This window comes from Nitrospira sp. (genome assembly GCA_029194535.1).
Classification (GTDB): domain Bacteria; phylum Nitrospirota; class Nitrospiria; order Nitrospirales; family Nitrospiraceae; genus Nitrospira_C.
Map to the genome: position 1 here is coordinate 1,343,242 of JARFXR010000001.1, position 15,298 is coordinate 1,358,539.

Below are 15,298 nucleotides of genomic sequence, written 5' to 3' on the forward strand. Positions count from 1 at the left end.
AACCCTGCGATCGTCAGAACGACGGGACCGGAGTGTGGGGGAAGACTGCATCACGCAGGCGAAGGAGAATGTTTTCAAGGGCGATCTGGAGATTGACGTGTCTGCCGGACTGTTGCTCCGTCTGCTCGATGTCCTGCAGCAGTAGGAGAAGGGAATCAGTGTCGGCCTGGCGCGCACAGGTTTCAAGCGCCTGGACATGCTCAGAGAACATGAGTTGGTCGGGGTCGCCTCCTACCTTGACGAACACCACGTCTCGGATCCATCGGGCCAGCCACGTCAGGGTTTCTTGCGAGCGCTCGGACTTATGGAGCGACTCGACAGCCGTGAGCAGCAAGGCGCTCGACTGCAAAGATTGCCGGCTGACCAGTTCCACAACTTCCCGCTGGCGAGTTCGGAGGTGTCCGGCGTCGGCGGAAAACGCTTCCCCGATCCGTCCCTCGCTGAGGACCGCCAGTAACCGGGCTTCGGCGGGCGCCTTCTGCCGATCGCGAATGAGCGCCGCTACCACCTGCGCCCGCGCCGGAACGGCGAACCGAAGCTGCTGACACCGAGAACGGATTGTGGCGGGCAAGGCGGCCGGCCGGCTCGAGATCAGTAGGAACAGGCTGTGGTCCGGCGGTTCCTCCAGCGTTTTCAACAGGGCGTTGGAAGCCCCGATGGTCATGCGGTCAGCGTCGTCGATCAGGCAAATCTTCTGTCCGCCGACCAGCGGACGGTACACCATCTGTTGTTCGAGTCCGCGAATCTCTTCGATCTTGATCTGAGGCGTGGCCAATTCTCGGTCCGGCTCGATCACGAAGACGTCCGGGTGGGTGCGAGCTTCGATCTGGAGGCACGAGCGGCAGAGGCCGCATGCGTCGGGTGGGCTCGTCGTCTCCACCCGCTCGCAATTGAGGGCCTGGGCGAATCGAAACGCCGTCAGCCGCTTCCCAATCGCGACGTCCCCGTGAAAAAGATAGGCATGGGCTAATCGCCCGCCGGTTGCGGCAGCTTGCAGGGCGGCGATCGTCGCCTCGTGACCGATGACATCATGAAACGGCATGCGTACCCTTCCGCCGTCCTACATACCGTGCCGCCCACCTTAGTGCAAGCGGCTCGATCTCTGCGCGGACTTCCTCCGCGGATCGATCCGCGTTGATCACTTTGATTCGTCCGCGCGCCTGTTGGGCCAACCTGAGAAAGCCTTGCCGAACGAGCCGGTGGAACCGCGCCGCCTCCCGATCCAGCCGGTTTTGCCCGCCGGCCGAAGACCGTCTCCGCGCCAAGCCGACGGCGATAGGCAGATCCAGCAATATTGTAAAATCCGGTCGCAGTCCCTCCGTTGCGACGGCGTTGGCTCGTTTCAGCCATGCTCTGTCCAGTCCGCGGCCGAATCCTTGGTAGGCGATGGTTGAGTCGGAGAAACGGTCGCATAGGACCACAGCGCCCCGCATTAGTGCCGGCTTGATGACCTGAGTCACGTGCTGGCTGCGGGCGGCGAGGATCAACAGGGCTTCAGTCTTCGCGCCGATCGGCTCTGTGTGTCGAGAAAGCAGCAGCACGTTGCGGATCGCTTCGGCCACCGGGGTGCCCCCCGGTTCTCTAGTGGCGACGACCCGGTACCCGGCGCTTCGAAGGAGGGCAGCGACGTGTCGGATCTGCGTACTTTTTCCGCTCCCCTCCGATCCTTCCAGGGTGATGAAGAGGCCTCGGTGTGTTCGCGTCCGTCGGTTCATCGTGTCGGGGATCCTGACAGGGGGGAAAACGGGCGGAATCGTAGTCCAAGTTATTGAAAATAGCAACAAAAGGCTTGCGAGCGTCTCCGTATCCTTTGTATGATGTGACTCCACCTCCACGGGCGCGATTTCATGCTGAAAGCCTCGCTAAAACGCTACTTTCTGACAGGTCTTCTGGTGATTACCCCGATCTGGGGGACCATCCTCATTTTGAAGACACTCTTCATCGCGGTGGACGGCATTCTCGGAAATCTGCTGGCCTCGATGGTGCCGAATCATTATGTGCCGGGATTGGGCATCCTCGCGCTGATCGTGCTGGTGTTCGCGACGGGTCTGTTTGCCGCCAATTTCATCGGCAGGCAAATCGTCAAGGCGTGGGAGAGCTGGCTGAACCGCGTGCCGCTCGTGCGCGGGATCTATTCGACTCTGAAGTCCATGATGGACATTCTTTCGTTTTCCGAGCGGGGATCGTACCATCGTGTCGTCCTGATTCAGTTTCCGAAGAACGGTCACTATTGCTTCGCCTTCGTCACCGGAGTGACGAAGGGGGAGATGCAGGACATCACACCGGATGCGTTGATCCATGTCTACGTTCCCACCTCACCGAATCCGACGTCCGGATATTTTCTGTTGGTGCCGGAGCGCGAAGTGACGTCCGTTGATATCAGCGTGGAGGAGGCGATGAAGCTAATCGTCTCAGGCGGGCTCTATTCGCCCACCCCGTCGCTGGCCGCGGCCATGCCGACTGAAGCCAAGTGGGGTCCGATCAAACAGCCGGATTCGGGAGTGCCCATCGGATGAGCCGGCCGACAGAAGCAACAGCATCGGCTGCCGGCAGAGTCGTCGGCGGTGACGCCACGGTTCCGGGGCTTGCCGTCGTCGTCATGGCGGCGGGGCTCGGCAAGCGGATGAAGTCCAAGCATCCGAAAGTGCTGCACGCGGTCGCCGGCCGGGCCATGGTGCTGTACTCGATCGACGTGGGCGTGCGTGTGGCGGGCCACCGTGTGGCCGTTGTCGTCGGTCATCAGGCCGACCGGGTGCGACAAGCGATCGAAGCCGCCCTGCCGGTCCACGGCGGCCGTGCCCCGGTGGCGATTGTCGAGCAACGCGAGCAGCTGGGGACCGGGCATGCCGTCTTGCAGACCAGATCCGTCTTCAACGCGACTGGGCAATCGGCGCCGGTCTGTTACCTCATCCTCAACGGCGACACGCCGCTGCTGCGGGAAGAGACGGTGCGGAGGCTGCTGCAGGTGCACCAGCAGGAACGAGCGACCGTGACCATCCTTACGGCGAAGCTGGAGGATCCGAGCGGATACGGACGCGTCGTCCGCCAATCCGCCGACGGGCCCGTCTCGCGTATCGTCGAGGATCGCGACGCCGGTCCGGCCGAGAAAGCGATCAGGGAAATCAACGCGGGAACCTACGTTGTCGACGGCGGTTTTCTGTTTGCGGCGTTGGACCGATTGGATCCGAGCAACGCGCAGGGGGAATACTACCTCACCGATATTTTGCAAGTGGCCGTCGCGCAAGAGCGTCGAGTGTGCGCGGTTACGCTCGACGATCCGGGCGAAGGGCTGGGCGTGAATTCACGCCGGCAGCTGGCGGAAGCCGAATTGATGCTGCGCCGCCAGATACGGGAGCATTGGTTGGACGCGGGAGTGACCATGATCGATCCAGGTTCGACGTGGATCGACGCCGGCGTGTCGATTGGCAAGGATACGGTGCTCCATCCGTACGTGATGCTCGCCGGGAGGACGGTGCTCGGTGAGGATTGCGTCGTGCATGCGTTCACGCGGTTGACGGATTGCACCGTCGGTCACGGCGTGGAGATTCTCGGCCATTGTGTGTTCCGCGAGGCGCGGATCGACGATCACGCGGCGTTGGGACCGTTCGCGCATCTCCGTCCCGGCGCTATCCTCAGGAAAAAGGCGAAGGTGGGAAATTTTGTGGAAATGAAACAAGCGGAGCTGGGTGAAGGATCAAAAGCCAATCACCTGACGTATTTGGGGGATGCCCGCATCGGGAAGGGCGTGAACATCGGGGCCGGAACGATCACCGTCAATTACGACGGCGTGAAGAAGCATCAAACGGTCATCGGAGACAACGTGGCCGTCGGGAGCGACACGCAGCTGATCGCGCCGCTGACGGTCGGGGCAGGCGCCATTATCGCGGCCGGCACGACAGTGACGGAGGATGTGCCGTCGGACGCATTGGTGATCGCCCGCGTGCCTCAAGTCAATCGCGCGGGCTGGGCCGCACGTCGCCGCGCCCTGTTGACGTCGCCTCAGGATACCGGCGCGCCATCGCCGGCCAAAACATCGAGGCCGCGGCCGACTGCGAGCCGGGCCAAGCGGCGGAGGTAAGTCGCGTATGTGTGGAATCGTCGGTTACGTCGGCGATCAGGAGGCGGTGCCGATCCTGATCGGGGGGCTCGCGAAGTTGGAATACCGCGGATACGATTCGGCGGGAGTCGCGGTCCTGCAAGGCCAGAAGATCGAAGTGCGGAGGAGCGTAGGAAAGCTGGCCAACCTTCAAAAATCGCTCAAGGACAAGGAGATGGCCGGCCTGGTCGGGATCGGCCACACCCGATGGGCGACGCACGGGAAGCCGTCTGAACAGAACGCGCATCCACATCGGTCGAAAAGCTGCGTCCTTGTGCACAACGGAATTATCGAAAATTATCAACCGCTCAAGCAGCAGTTGGAGCGCGAAGGCTACAAGTTCCATTCGGACACGGATACAGAAGTTGTGGCGCACCTGATCGACAAACATATGCAGAAGGGCCTGGGTTTGGCCGATGCGGTCCGGGCGGCGACGAAGGAAGTGCGGGGGAGCTATGCATTGGCCGTGATTTCCGAGCAGGAACCCGGGACTCTGGTTGCGGCGAGGCTCGGCTGTCCGCTGGTCGTCGGCCGAGCGAAAAACGCCTCCTTCGTTGCGTCCGACGTGATGGCGATGCTGACGCACACGCGTGACGTGACCTATCTCGAGGAAGGTGACGTGGCCGTGGTGACCGCTTCCGATGTCCGCATGACGGATGCGGAAGGGCATGCCATGGTCAGAAAGCCGTCCAGGATCACCTGGGATGCGGCGGATGCGGAGAAAAGCGGATTTCCCCATTTCATGCTCAAGGAGATCCACGAGCAACCACAGACCATCTTGGATACGATGCGCGGGCGGTACTCGTACGAAACCGGTGAAGCCGATCTGCCGGATATCGGATTGACGCCCAAGGAATTCGCGGCCGTGGACCGGATCTGGATCGTGGCTTGCGGAACGTCGTGGCATGCAGGTCTGGTCGGCAAGTATCTCTTCGAGGACATGGTGCGGACCCCGGTGCAAGTCGATATCGGGAGCGAATTCCGCTACCGCGACCCGCTGGTCGGCAAGAACGATCTGTTCCTGACGATTTCCCAATCCGGTGAGACCGCCGATACCCTTGCGGCCGCGCGGGAGGCCAAGCAGAAAGGCGCGCGCGTGGTGTCGATCGTGAACGTCGTCGGCAGCACCCTGGCGCGGGAGTCGGACGGTGTGTTGTACACCCATTGCGGACCGGAGATCGGGGTGGCGTCGACCAAGGCGTTCACGGCTCAATTGACCGCCCTGTATCTGATGGCCCTGCACCTGGCCCGCGTCCGCAATGTGATGAAGGAAGCCGACGGCAAGGCCTGGCTCGATCGACTGGTGCGCCTGCCTGTGCTGGTGGAAAGCGTCCTGCGGCGTGAAGCCGAGATCGTGGCGATCGCCAAACGATATTACAAGAAGCGTAATTTCCTCTTCTTGGGCCGAGGCATCAATTACCCGATTGCGCTGGAAGGTTCGCTCAAGCTCAAGGAAATCTCCTACATTCACGCGGAAGGGTACGCGGCGGGCGAGATGAAGCATGGGCCAATCGCATTGATCGACCGGGGCATGCCGGTGGTGGTGCTGGCGCCTCGCGACCGGTTGTATGAAAAAACCGTCAGCAACCTCATGGAAGTCAAGGCCCGCCATGCTCCGGTCATTGCACTGGTGGCCGAAGGGGAGCGAGAATTGGGGAAGACCGCCGATGCGGTCTTTACGATTCCCGAAACGCATCCGCTCATTTCGCCGATTCTGTTCACCATCCCGCTGCAGCTATTGGCCTATCATATTGCGGTGCTGCGCGGCGCGGACGTGGATCAGCCGAGGAATCTTGCGAAGAGCGTGACCGTAGAATAGTGGGATGTGGAAAATGGCGGACGCACCCCAGAGGGTACGCCTCGTTGTCGGGTTCCCTGCGGTCTTGCCGGAAGACCATTTTAAGCATCGCGAAGCCACGAGGAGGTAAGGGTGGAGATCACCAGACAAGAAGTCGAGAAGGTGGCGCAACTCGCGCGACTGGCCATCTCTCCGTCCGAGCAGGAGGCGTTCGCCCGGCAATTGAGTCAGATCCTGACCCACGTCGAGACGCTGAACCGGTACGAGACCGCGGGCGTCGAACCGACGACGACAGTGCTGGGGCAGGTCAACGTGTTTCGGGAGGACATCGTCCGTGCGTCGTTGCCGGTGGATCTCGCGCTGGCCAATGCGCCGGAACGGGAAGCCGACGGATTCCTGGTGCCCAAGATTATCGAGTGATTGCGAGATTCCTATCGAAAGGCTGAGGCGTTCATGTTCCGACAAATGCTACGGTCGAAAATCCATCGTGCGACGGTCACCGGCACGCATCTGGAGTACGAAGGCAGCCTGACGATCGATCAGGATCTGATGGAAGCTGCGGCCATTCTCCCGTATGAGGCGATCATCTGCTCGAACTTGAATAACGGCGAACGCTTCATGACCTACGCGATCGCCGGCAGGCGAGGCAGCGGGGACATCGTGCTCAACGGCCCGACCGCGCGCAAGGCGGCGGTCGGCGACCAGATCATCATCTTTTGCTACGAATACTATGCCGAGGAAGAGATCAAGAAGCACGCGCCGAAAATCGTGCGCGTCAATGACAAGAACCGGATCGTGAACGGGAGTTAAAACTCGGATGCATGTGCGCCGGCGGGTGTAGAGGGCGTGCGTGGATCATCGTGAGGCAGCCCCGGGGATGACGTGATGTCGATTTATAAGTTTTCGTTGTGCGATCTGCAAAAGAAATTCACCGCCGGCGAAGTAACCGCGGTCGAAATCGTGCGCGCCTATTCGTTACGGATCGGTCAGGTCGAGCAGAAGGTCAAGGCCTATGTGACGAGGACCCATGACTCGGCTTTGGCGCAGGCGGCGGCGCTGGACGAGAAGCTCAAGACCTGGCGCCACACGACGCCGATGATGGGCATGCCTTTGGCGATCAAGGACAACCTGTGTACGGCCGGCGTGCCGACGACCTGCTCTTCCCGCATGCTCAAGGACTTTGTTCCGCCCTACGACGCTACGGTGGTCGCGAGGCTTCGAGAGCAGGAATACCTTCTTCTGGGGAAGACCAATCTTGACGAGTTCGCGATGGGGTCCTCTACCGAAAACTCAGCCTTCGGGCCCAGTCGAAATCCTTGGGATCTGCAGTGTGTACCAGGTGGGTCGAGCGGCGGCTCGGCTGCGGCCGTGGCCGCTGACGAATGCGTGGCCGCTCTGGGGTCCGATACCGGCGGATCGATCCGCCAGCCCGCGGCGTTCTGCGGAGTGGTCGGCATGAAGCCGACGTATGGGCGTGTCTCGCGCTACGGACTCGTCGCCTTCGCGTCCTCCCTGGACCAAATCGGTCCGATCACGAAATGCGTCGCCGACGCCGCGTATCTCCTCGGTGTCATCGCCGGGCACGATCCGATGGACTCCACCTCCGCCGATCTTCCCGTGCCGGATTACATGAAGGCGCTGAAGAAGAGGGACCTCAAGAAGCTCAAAGTGGGTGTGCCCATGGAATTCTTCGGCGAAGGGCTGGATTCTGAAGTCGAGCAGGCCGTCAGAGCCGCCGTTGAGGAACTCAAGGGCCTCGGGGCCGACATCAAGGAGATTCAACTCCCGCGGACCGATGCGGCAGTCGCGGTGTATTACGTGATCGCGACCGCAGAGGCCAGTTCCAACCTCGCACGATTTGACGGCGTGAAGTTCGGGTTGCGAGCCAAGGAAACGAAGGATCTCTTGGATCTGTATATGAAGACGCGGCAGGAAGGCTTCGGACCGGAAGTGAAACGACGGATCATGTTGGGCACCTACGCCCTGAGCTCAGGGTACTATGAGGCCTATTACGGGAAAGCTCAGGCGGTGCAGACGCTCATTCGTCAGGACTTCTCCGAGGCATTCAGTAATGTGGACTTGATCGTGACGCCCGTGACGCCCACTCCTGCGTTCAAACTCGGGGCCAAGGCCGAAGATCCCCTGCAGATGTACTTGTCGGACATTTTCACCATTTCGGTCAATCTGGCTGGGCTGCCGGCCATTGCCTTGCCCTGCGGGTTCAGCAAGGCCCGTCTGCCGATCGGCCTGCAGATCATCGGCCGTGCCTTTGAAGAAGAGACGGTGCTTCGAGCGGCCCACGCGTATGAGCAAGCGACCCAATGGCACCAGAAGAAACCCATCGTTCGCTAGATCCGGAAGTCGGAGGACCAGAGCATGAACGCCGTTGAAATCGCCGCCATTCTGATCGCCGCCGCCTTTGCCGTCCTGGTCGGTTATTTGGTGCCGTTGCTGATACAGTTGCGCAAAACGGTCGCCGAGTCCGAGCAATTGCTCTCCAAAATGAACACCGACATGCCGGCGCTTGTATCGGAGCTGCGAGCGATGAGCCAGAATCTCAATGACCTGACGGAGCAGGCTCGTGGCGGGGTGGAGCACGCCTCGTTGCTGTTGCACGCGGTCGGAGAAGTCGGAGAATCCGTTCAGCAAGTTCACAACGCCGTTCGAGGATCGAGCGGCGCGCTTCTGACCAACGTGGCGAGCGTTGTGGCAGGACTCAAAGCCGCGACGCACATCATGCGGGAGCGATACCGAAGGGAAGGAGAACCACACAATGGCGGATAATCACGGATCGGCGGCGGGCGTGGTGTTGGCGTTTCTGAGCGGCGCGGCGTTGGGAGCTGTGGCGGGGTTGCTGTTGGCGCCCCGGTCGGGTCGCGATTCACGGGAGTTGCTCCGCGGCTATGCCAGGCAAGCGGAGGACAGTTTGCGTGATTTGGCCGGTCAGGCCGGTGAAACGATCGAAGGCGCGATCGATCAGGGGAAGGAATTCGTCGAAGCCAAGAAGTCCGTATTGCGTGAGGCATTCGAAGCGGGACGAGAGGCTGTAAAGCGGGAGCGGGATCGGGTTCGAGGAGAAGGGTGACGCGCGCGTGAGTTACGAGGTCGTCATCGGCGTCGAGGTGCATGCCCAGCTGCGGACCAAGTCCAAGATGTTCTGCGGGTGCGGGACGACCTTCGGGCTGCCGGCGAACAGCCAGACCTGCCCTGTCTGCTTGGGATTGCCGGGCTCCTTGCCGGTGATCAACAGGGCCGCGGTCGAAATGGCTGTTCGTGCCGGATTGGCGCTGAACTGCACCATCGCTTCTGCCAACCGATTCGCCAGGAAGAATTACTTCTATCCGGACTTACCGAAGGGCTACCAGATATCCCAGTATGAGGCGCCGATTTGTGAACGGGGATGGATCGACATCGCCGCAGGAGACGTCCGAAAGCGGGTCCGCATCCGGAGAGCTCATCTGGAAGAAGATGCCGGAAAGAGTGTGCACGAAACGGCCGCGGGCGGCAGTCGTGTAGATCTCAACCGTGCCGGCACTCCGCTGCTCGAAATCGTCACGGAGCCGGACATGCGTTCGGCGGAAGAAGTTGTCGCCTATCTAAAAGGGCTTCGGGATATCCTGATGTATCTCGAGATTTGCGACGGAAATATGGAAGAAGGCAGTTTTCGCTGCGAGCCCAATCTCTCGCTTCGCCCTCTCGGACAGCAAGAGTTCGGTACGAAGGTCGAGTTGAAGAACATCAATTCGTTCAAGTACGTCAAAGACGCGATCGAATATGAAGTGAAGCGGCAGACCAAGGTCTTGAGCGACGGCGGCGCCATCCGACAGGAAACGCGCCTGTGGAACCTGGATCGCGGAGAAACTGCGGTCATGCGGAGCAAGGAGGAAGCACATGACTATCGCTATTTCCCGGATCCTGATTTGGTGCCGCTGAAGCTTGACGCCGAATGGGTTCAAGATTTCCGCGGGGGCGTCCCGGAATTGCCGGCCGCCCGCGCCCGGCGCTTCGTCAACGAGTACGGGTTGCCTGAATATGACGCCGGCCTCCTCACCGCCTCCAAGGCCATGGCGGACTATTTCGAGGGTTGTGTCGGTCTGTTCAATCACCCGAAGACGATCAGCAATTGGGTGATGGGAGAACTCACCAGGGAACTGAACAATGCGGGAGCCGAGGTTGGCGCGTCCGCGGTTTCTCCGGAACGACTCGTCGACCTGCTGGCAATGGTGGATCGCGGTACCGTCAGTTTGAAAGTCGCGCGCGAAATTTTTCCCGAGTTATACCAGAGCGGAAAATCCGCGGAGGAGATCGTTCGAGACAAGGGGCTCACACAGGTATCCGACGAAGGGACGCTGGAAGCGATCATCGCCGACGTACTGGCGAGGAGTCCAGCGCAGGTGGCCCAGTTCAAGGAAGGCAAGCACCAAGTGCTGGGGTTCTTGGTCGGTCAGGTGATGAAGGCCAGCGGAGGGAAGGCGAACCCCGGTAAGGTGAATGAACTGCTCAAGAGCAAGCTGGGAGTTTCTCGATGATGTGGAGCGGAGTGTCAACCATGATGACGTTGGCTGGAGCATGTGATTATGAGCGCGATTAAGGAGATTCGAGGCAGGCAGATCATTGATTCCCGCGGCAATCCGACGGTTGAAGCGGAGGTGGTGCTGGAGAGCGGCGCGCGGGGGCGGGCGGCCGTGCCCTCGGGAGCGTCCACGGGCGAGAAGGAAGCGATTGAATTGCGGGACGGCGACAAGAAGCGGTGGGTTGGCAAGGGAGTGTCGAAAGCCGTGGCCAACATCAGTAAGTCGATTGCGCCTGAACTGCTGGGGATGGAGGCGTTCGACCAAGCCGGCATCGACCAGGCGATGATCGGGCTCGACGGAACGAAGACCAAGGGCAAACTAGGGGCGAATGCGATTCTTGGTGTGTCGTTGGCCGTCGCGAAGGCGGCGGCGGCGGAAACGGCCCAGCCGCTCTATCGGTATCTTGGGGGAACCAATGCGCGAGTGCTCCCGGTACCCTTGATGAATATCATCAACGGCGGAGCCCACGCCGACAATCGTCTGGATCTGCAGGAGTTTATGATCGTGCCGGTTGGGGCTGAACATTTTCACGAAGCGCTCAGAATGGCGACGGAAGTGTTCCATTCGCTCAAGGCCCTGCTGAAGAAGAAGGGGCTCAGCACGGCCGTGGGAGACGAGGGCGGTTTTGCGCCGGACCTCCAATCGAATGAAGAGGCTTTGGCGCTGATCATACAGGCGATCGAAGAGGCCGGCTATCAACCCGGTCAGGAGGTCGCCCTGGCCCTGGATTGCGCCGCCAGCGAATTGTACGACAAGAACCGCTACGTGCTCGAAGCGGAGAAGAGCCGGGAACGATCGGCCGAGGAGATGATCAGTTATTACGGAAGATTGCTGGATCGATATCCGATTCTTTCGATCGAAGACGGCCTCAGCGAGGTGGATTGGAAGGGGTGGAAGATGCTCACCGACAAGCTAGGGAATCGCGTCCAGTTGGTGGGCGACGACATTTTCGTCACCAATGTGGAGATCTTCTCGAAGGGCATTAAGGAGGGGATCGGGAATTCCATCTTGATCAAGCTCAATCAGATCGGGACTCTGACGGAGACGCTCGACGCCATTGAATTGGCAAAACGGTCCGGCTATACGGCGATTATCTCTCATCGCTCCGGGGAGACGGAGGATACGACCATTGCGGATGTGGCGGTCGCGACGAACAGTGGATTGATCAAGACCGGTTCGCTGTCGAGGACCGACCGGGTCGCGAAGTACAACCAATTGCTCAGAATCGAGGAAGAATTGGGGGCGGCGGCGGTGTATCGAGGCCGAGACGCCATGCCGGGCAGGCAGTAACGATCGTTCATGCTCATTAAGCAGAACAGAGGCAAGCAATGGTTGGACTGGCAACGGCGCTTCGTCACTGGCGCGCAGTACGCCTGCCTGGGTCTGTGTCTGCTTCTTCTGCTGGCTTTATGTTTCGGCGAGATGGGGCTGCCTCGCTATTTCGCCATGAGGGACCATGCCCGACAGCTTGAGGTTGAGATCCTCGATCTCCAGCGGGGGGTCAGAGGATTCCGCGGCGATATTGATCGACTAGAGCATGACCCGCTGAAGATCGAGCAATTGGCCCGAGAGCAGCTTGGATATCTGCGCAAAGGCGAAACGGTCTATCAATTGCTTCCGGAAATGTCTCAAGATCGATCCAGGCCGTGATGCGATGAAATTCGGGACGGTGGTCATCGTCGGGCGGTCGAATGTGGGGAAATCCACATTGCTGAATCGGTTGCTCAGGGAAAAGATTGCGATCGTATCGGAAAAGCCACAGACCACCAGGACAAGAATCCTCGGGGTGGTTCATGCTCTCGGTGCCCAGATCGCGCTCCTGGATACCCCGGGTATCCACCGGCCTGAGCACTTACTGAATCGTCGGATGGTTCGAACCACCCTCGAGACGCTTGAGGAAGCCGATCTGCTCTTTGTGCTCATGGATGCCACGAGTCTTCCTGGCCCCAGCGATTTGTTGGTGCTGGATCATGTCAAGACCGCCGTTCACAAACAGGCCAGACCGGTGATGTTAGTTTTGAACAAGATCGATCTGGTGAATAAGATGAAGCTGTTGCCGGTTATCGACACCTATGCCCGGTTGTATTCATGGGTCGAGGTCGTTCCGGTCTCGGCTGAGACCGGTGAGAACGTTGAACGGCTGCTTGACGTGACGGTGGCCCACCTTCCGGTGGGAGATGCCGTGTACGACGAGGAAACGATCACCGATCAGTCCATGCGGACGTTGGCTGCGGAGATGATCAGGGAGAAACTGCTGCGGCAGACGTATGAGGAAGTGCCGCATTCGATCGCGGTCGAAATCGATCAGTTCGTCGAAGAAGGGAAGCGGGCGCGGATCAGCGCTTCGGTTCTGGTCGAACGCGAGTCGCATAAGGCCATCGTCATCGGCAAGCGTGGCGAACGGCTAAAAGCGATAGGAACCGAGGCGCGGATCGAGATGGAGCGTGTGTTCGGCATGAAGGTATTTCTGGAGGTGTGGGTGAAAGTGCGGGAAGCCTGGCGGGAAGACGAGCACGCATTGAGGGAATTGGGGTACTGAGAAGCCAAGATGCACCAGACGGATAAGATCACAGAAAGCCGTGCGGCAGAGGCCCGACACCGCGCAGGAGATCGGGATCTCTTGCGCGATGCGTTGCGGGATCAGGCGGATCGAGGTCAGACGAAATCCGACATCGTTCTGTTGTCCGTCCAGAGGTTGCTCCGGCGCGGTGCGATTACTAATCTTGCGAAAATGCTGGGGCGGATGCACCCCGCCGACGTGGCCAAAGTCATTGTGCACCTGTCCTCTCCGAAAGAAAAACGTGAAGTATTTGAGTTGGTCCGAGGGGACTCGAAACGCGGACAGGTCCTGAGCGAGCTCGACACGGACAGCATCACACAGGTGTTGGCGGATCTGTTGCAATCGGATATCGCATGGTTGATCAAGGATTTGGGACCGGACGACGTCGCCTACATTCTCGGCGTGCTGCCAGAAGAGCGCGCGAAAGAAATCCTTTCGCTCATGCGGACCGAGGATTCGACGGAGGTCGCCGACATCCTGAAATATCCAAAGGACACGGCCGGCGGCATCATGACCACCGAGTTCTTCGCGCTGTCGGAGGATGCGACGGCACAGGACGCCATCCGGCGGCTTCAAGAGGCGACCGATGCAGAAATGGTGTTCTACATTTACGTCACTGACAAGGATGAGCGCTTGGTCGGCGTGCTCTCCTTGCGCCAGTTGTTGACGGTTCCTCCCTCGACGCCTCTGAAAAATATCGCGACGCGTGACGTCATCAATGTATCGGTCGACATGGATCAGGAAGAAGTAGCACGGCAAGTGGCGAGCTACAATCTCTTGGCCATTCCGGTTGTGGATAAGGAAGGGGTTCTCGTCGGAATCATCACGGTGGACGACGTCGTGGACGTCATCCGAGAAGAAGCGACAGAAGACATGTTGAAGATGGCCGGCGCGGTGCAGGAAGAAGCCGTGTCGAAGTCCTCGAGTCTTGCCGCAGCAAAAGTCCGGTTACCGTGGTTGTTCACCAATCTGGTGGGAAGCCTGCTTTCCGGCGCAATTCTGTGGGAGTTTCGATATACGATTCAGGAAGTCGTGGCGATCGTAAGCTTTATTCCCGTTATCGCGGCCATGGGAGGTAATGTTGGCCTGCAGTCCTCGACATTGATCATTCGAGGATTGGCGACCGGCGTGGTCGAATTGACCGACGTCTGGTCGGTCTTTCTGAGGGAAGTCAAGATCGGACTGCTGATGGGAGTGGCATGCGGAATGATTCTATCCCTGGTCGGCTGGATTTGGCACCAGGGGTTTCTGGGCATGGTTGTCGGCATGTCGCTCATTACCGCGTTTCTGGTGTCCACCAGTATGGCGACGTTTATGCCTATATTCTTGAAGCGGATGGGCGTAGATCCGGCCGTGGCGGCCGGCCCCTTTGTGACGACTGCCAATGACATCACCGGCATCACCATCTATCTCACACTGGCCACGGTGTTTATGGAATATCTCCGGTAGCGGAGCCCTTGACGTAGAGGATTGAATGGTGATCCCCGTTTCCCGAAGACCTGGATTGCATGCCGCTCATTAAAACCGCTGCGGTCACGCTGAGAAGCCGGAAGTGGGGCGAGGCGGATCGCATTGTCACGTTCTATACGAGAGTTGCCGGAAAAGTTCGGGGTGTTGCTCGCGGAGCGCGTCGCCCGAAGAGCCGATTAGGAGCGACGCTTGAACCGCTTACGATTTGCGAGTTGAATCTTTTCGAAAAATCAGGCGATTCGCTCTATCGTGTCTCACAGGCTGATTTGGTCGAACCGTTTGTGTGTTTCAGAGAAGATCTGACATTGATGGCCGCGGCGGCCAGAATGGCCAATGTCGTTGCCGCCATCACGCCTGATGGAGATCCTGATCCACAACTCTTTGAGACGCTCGAACAGGGGTTGTATTCGCTCGCTGCGAGTGAAGATCCTGCGCTGACGGCGCTGTTGTTTCAGATCCGGTTGCTCGGGCTGACGGGATTCCGTCCACAGACGGATCATTGCTCGGCTTGCGGACGGGGGCGAACGATTCCAGAATCGCAGTTTTCTCCCGTTTCCGGTGGCCTGGTCTGCGCGACGTGCGCGACACGACAGCAGTTTCATTGTGTGCCCCTTTCACGCGGAAGCCTGGCATTCCTCCAGCAGGCACTTCGGTTGGCTCCGGCGGTGATCACCAGATTGAAGGCAGGAGGCCAGGTCAGAGCCGAGGTGGAGGATGCCATCGAAGGATATGTTACCGTGGTAGTCGGCAAACGACTCCCTCCTGTTGATTTTCTTTCGCACCCCGTGTGAGAGGACTTG

The 15,298-nt window shown here is 59.7% G+C and carries 16 protein-coding genes; 14 read left to right on the forward strand and 2 right to left on the reverse strand.

All coding sequences use genetic code 11. The features are described 5' to 3' along the window. Positions 1-13: 13 nt before the first annotated feature. Together holB and tmk are read right to left on the reverse strand one after the other, a co-directional pair. Positions 14-1,042, reverse strand: a complete 1,029-nt coding sequence (gene holB, locus P0111_06125; GenBank protein MDF0643588.1) for a DNA polymerase III subunit delta' — start codon at positions 1,040-1,042, stop codon at positions 14-16. Next, on the reverse strand, positions 1,029-1,715 hold the full coding sequence (tmk, locus tag P0111_06130; protein ID MDF0643589.1) for a dTMP kinase: 687 nt from the start codon (positions 1,713-1,715) through the stop codon (positions 1,029-1,031). The genes holB and tmk overlap by 14 nt, the downstream gene beginning before the upstream one ends. 132 nt (positions 1,716-1,847) lie before the next feature. Here tmk and P0111_06135 point away from each other — a divergent pair, with 132 nt between their 5' ends. The 14 genes from P0111_06135 to recO all read left to right on the forward strand — a co-directional run bounded on the left by P0111_06135 (position 1,848) and on the right by recO (position 15,289). Further along, a complete protein-coding gene (locus tag P0111_06135; GenBank protein MDF0643590.1) occupies positions 1,848-2,516 on the forward strand; it encodes a DUF502 domain-containing protein in 669 nt (222 codons plus the stop codon). Then, positions 2,513-4,078 (forward strand): bifunctional UDP-N-acetylglucosamine diphosphorylase/glucosamine-1-phosphate N-acetyltransferase GlmU, encoded by a 1,566-nt coding sequence (glmU, locus tag P0111_06140; GenBank protein MDF0643591.1) that lies wholly within the window; start codon positions 2,513-2,515, stop codon positions 4,076-4,078. The genes P0111_06135 and glmU overlap by 4 nt, the downstream gene beginning before the upstream one ends. Positions 4,079-4,085: 7 nt before the next feature. After that, complete coding sequence (gene glmS, locus P0111_06145; GenBank protein MDF0643592.1) at positions 4,086-5,915, forward strand: glutamine--fructose-6-phosphate transaminase (isomerizing); 1,830 nt, start codon at positions 4,086-4,088, stop codon at positions 5,913-5,915. A gap of 111 nt (positions 5,916-6,026) precedes the next feature. Next, positions 6,027-6,314: an Asp-tRNA(Asn)/Glu-tRNA(Gln) amidotransferase subunit GatC gene (gene gatC, locus P0111_06150; GenBank protein MDF0643593.1), complete on the forward strand. Its 288-nt coding sequence runs from the start codon at positions 6,027-6,029 to the stop codon at positions 6,312-6,314. A gap of 33 nt (positions 6,315-6,347) precedes the next feature. Beyond that, positions 6,348-6,704: an aspartate 1-decarboxylase gene (locus P0111_06155; protein MDF0643594.1), complete on the forward strand. Its 357-nt coding sequence runs from the start codon at positions 6,348-6,350 to the stop codon at positions 6,702-6,704. A 75-nt stretch (positions 6,705-6,779) separates the two neighbouring features. After that, on the forward strand, positions 6,780-8,246 hold the full coding sequence (gene gatA / locus P0111_06160) for an Asp-tRNA(Asn)/Glu-tRNA(Gln) amidotransferase subunit GatA (GenBank protein MDF0643595.1): 1,467 nt from the start codon (positions 6,780-6,782) through the stop codon (positions 8,244-8,246). 24 nt (positions 8,247-8,270) lie between these two features. Next, positions 8,271-8,678: a DUF948 domain-containing protein gene (locus tag P0111_06165; protein ID MDF0643596.1), complete on the forward strand. Its 408-nt coding sequence runs from the start codon at positions 8,271-8,273 to the stop codon at positions 8,676-8,678. Next, positions 8,668-8,979 carry a YtxH domain-containing protein gene (locus tag P0111_06170; GenBank protein MDF0643597.1) on the forward strand — a complete coding sequence of 104 codons (312 nt, stop codon included), beginning with the start codon at positions 8,668-8,670 and terminating at the stop codon, positions 8,977-8,979. The genes P0111_06165 and P0111_06170 overlap by 11 nt, the downstream gene beginning before the upstream one ends. A 7-nt stretch (positions 8,980-8,986) precedes the next feature. Then, positions 8,987-10,423 carry an Asp-tRNA(Asn)/Glu-tRNA(Gln) amidotransferase subunit GatB gene (gene gatB / locus P0111_06175; GenBank protein MDF0643598.1) on the forward strand — a complete coding sequence of 479 codons (1,437 nt, stop codon included), beginning with the start codon at positions 8,987-8,989 and terminating at the stop codon, positions 10,421-10,423. Between the two features lie 48 nt (positions 10,424-10,471). Then, on the forward strand, positions 10,472-11,758 hold the full coding sequence (gene eno / locus P0111_06180) for a phosphopyruvate hydratase (GenBank protein MDF0643599.1): 1,287 nt from the start codon (positions 10,472-10,474) through the stop codon (positions 11,756-11,758). A 9-nt stretch (positions 11,759-11,767) separates the two neighbouring features. After that, the gene (locus tag P0111_06185; protein ID MDF0643600.1) at positions 11,768-12,118 is read left to right on the forward strand and encodes a septum formation initiator family protein; all 351 of its coding nucleotides are present in this window, start codon (positions 11,768-11,770) and stop codon (positions 12,116-12,118) included. A gap of 4 nt (positions 12,119-12,122) precedes the next feature. After that, on the forward strand, positions 12,123-13,007 hold the full coding sequence (gene era, locus P0111_06190) for a GTPase Era (protein MDF0643601.1): 885 nt from the start codon (positions 12,123-12,125) through the stop codon (positions 13,005-13,007). A 9-nt stretch (positions 13,008-13,016) separates the two neighbouring features. Next, positions 13,017-14,477, forward strand: coding sequence for a magnesium transporter (gene mgtE / locus P0111_06195; GenBank protein ID MDF0643602.1), 1,461 nt, complete (start codon positions 13,017-13,019; stop codon positions 14,475-14,477). Positions 14,478-14,536: 59 nt separating this feature from the next. After that, positions 14,537-15,289, forward strand: a complete 753-nt coding sequence (gene recO / locus P0111_06200; GenBank protein MDF0643603.1) for a DNA repair protein RecO — start codon at positions 14,537-14,539, stop codon at positions 15,287-15,289. Positions 15,290-15,298: the final 9 nt, after the last annotated feature.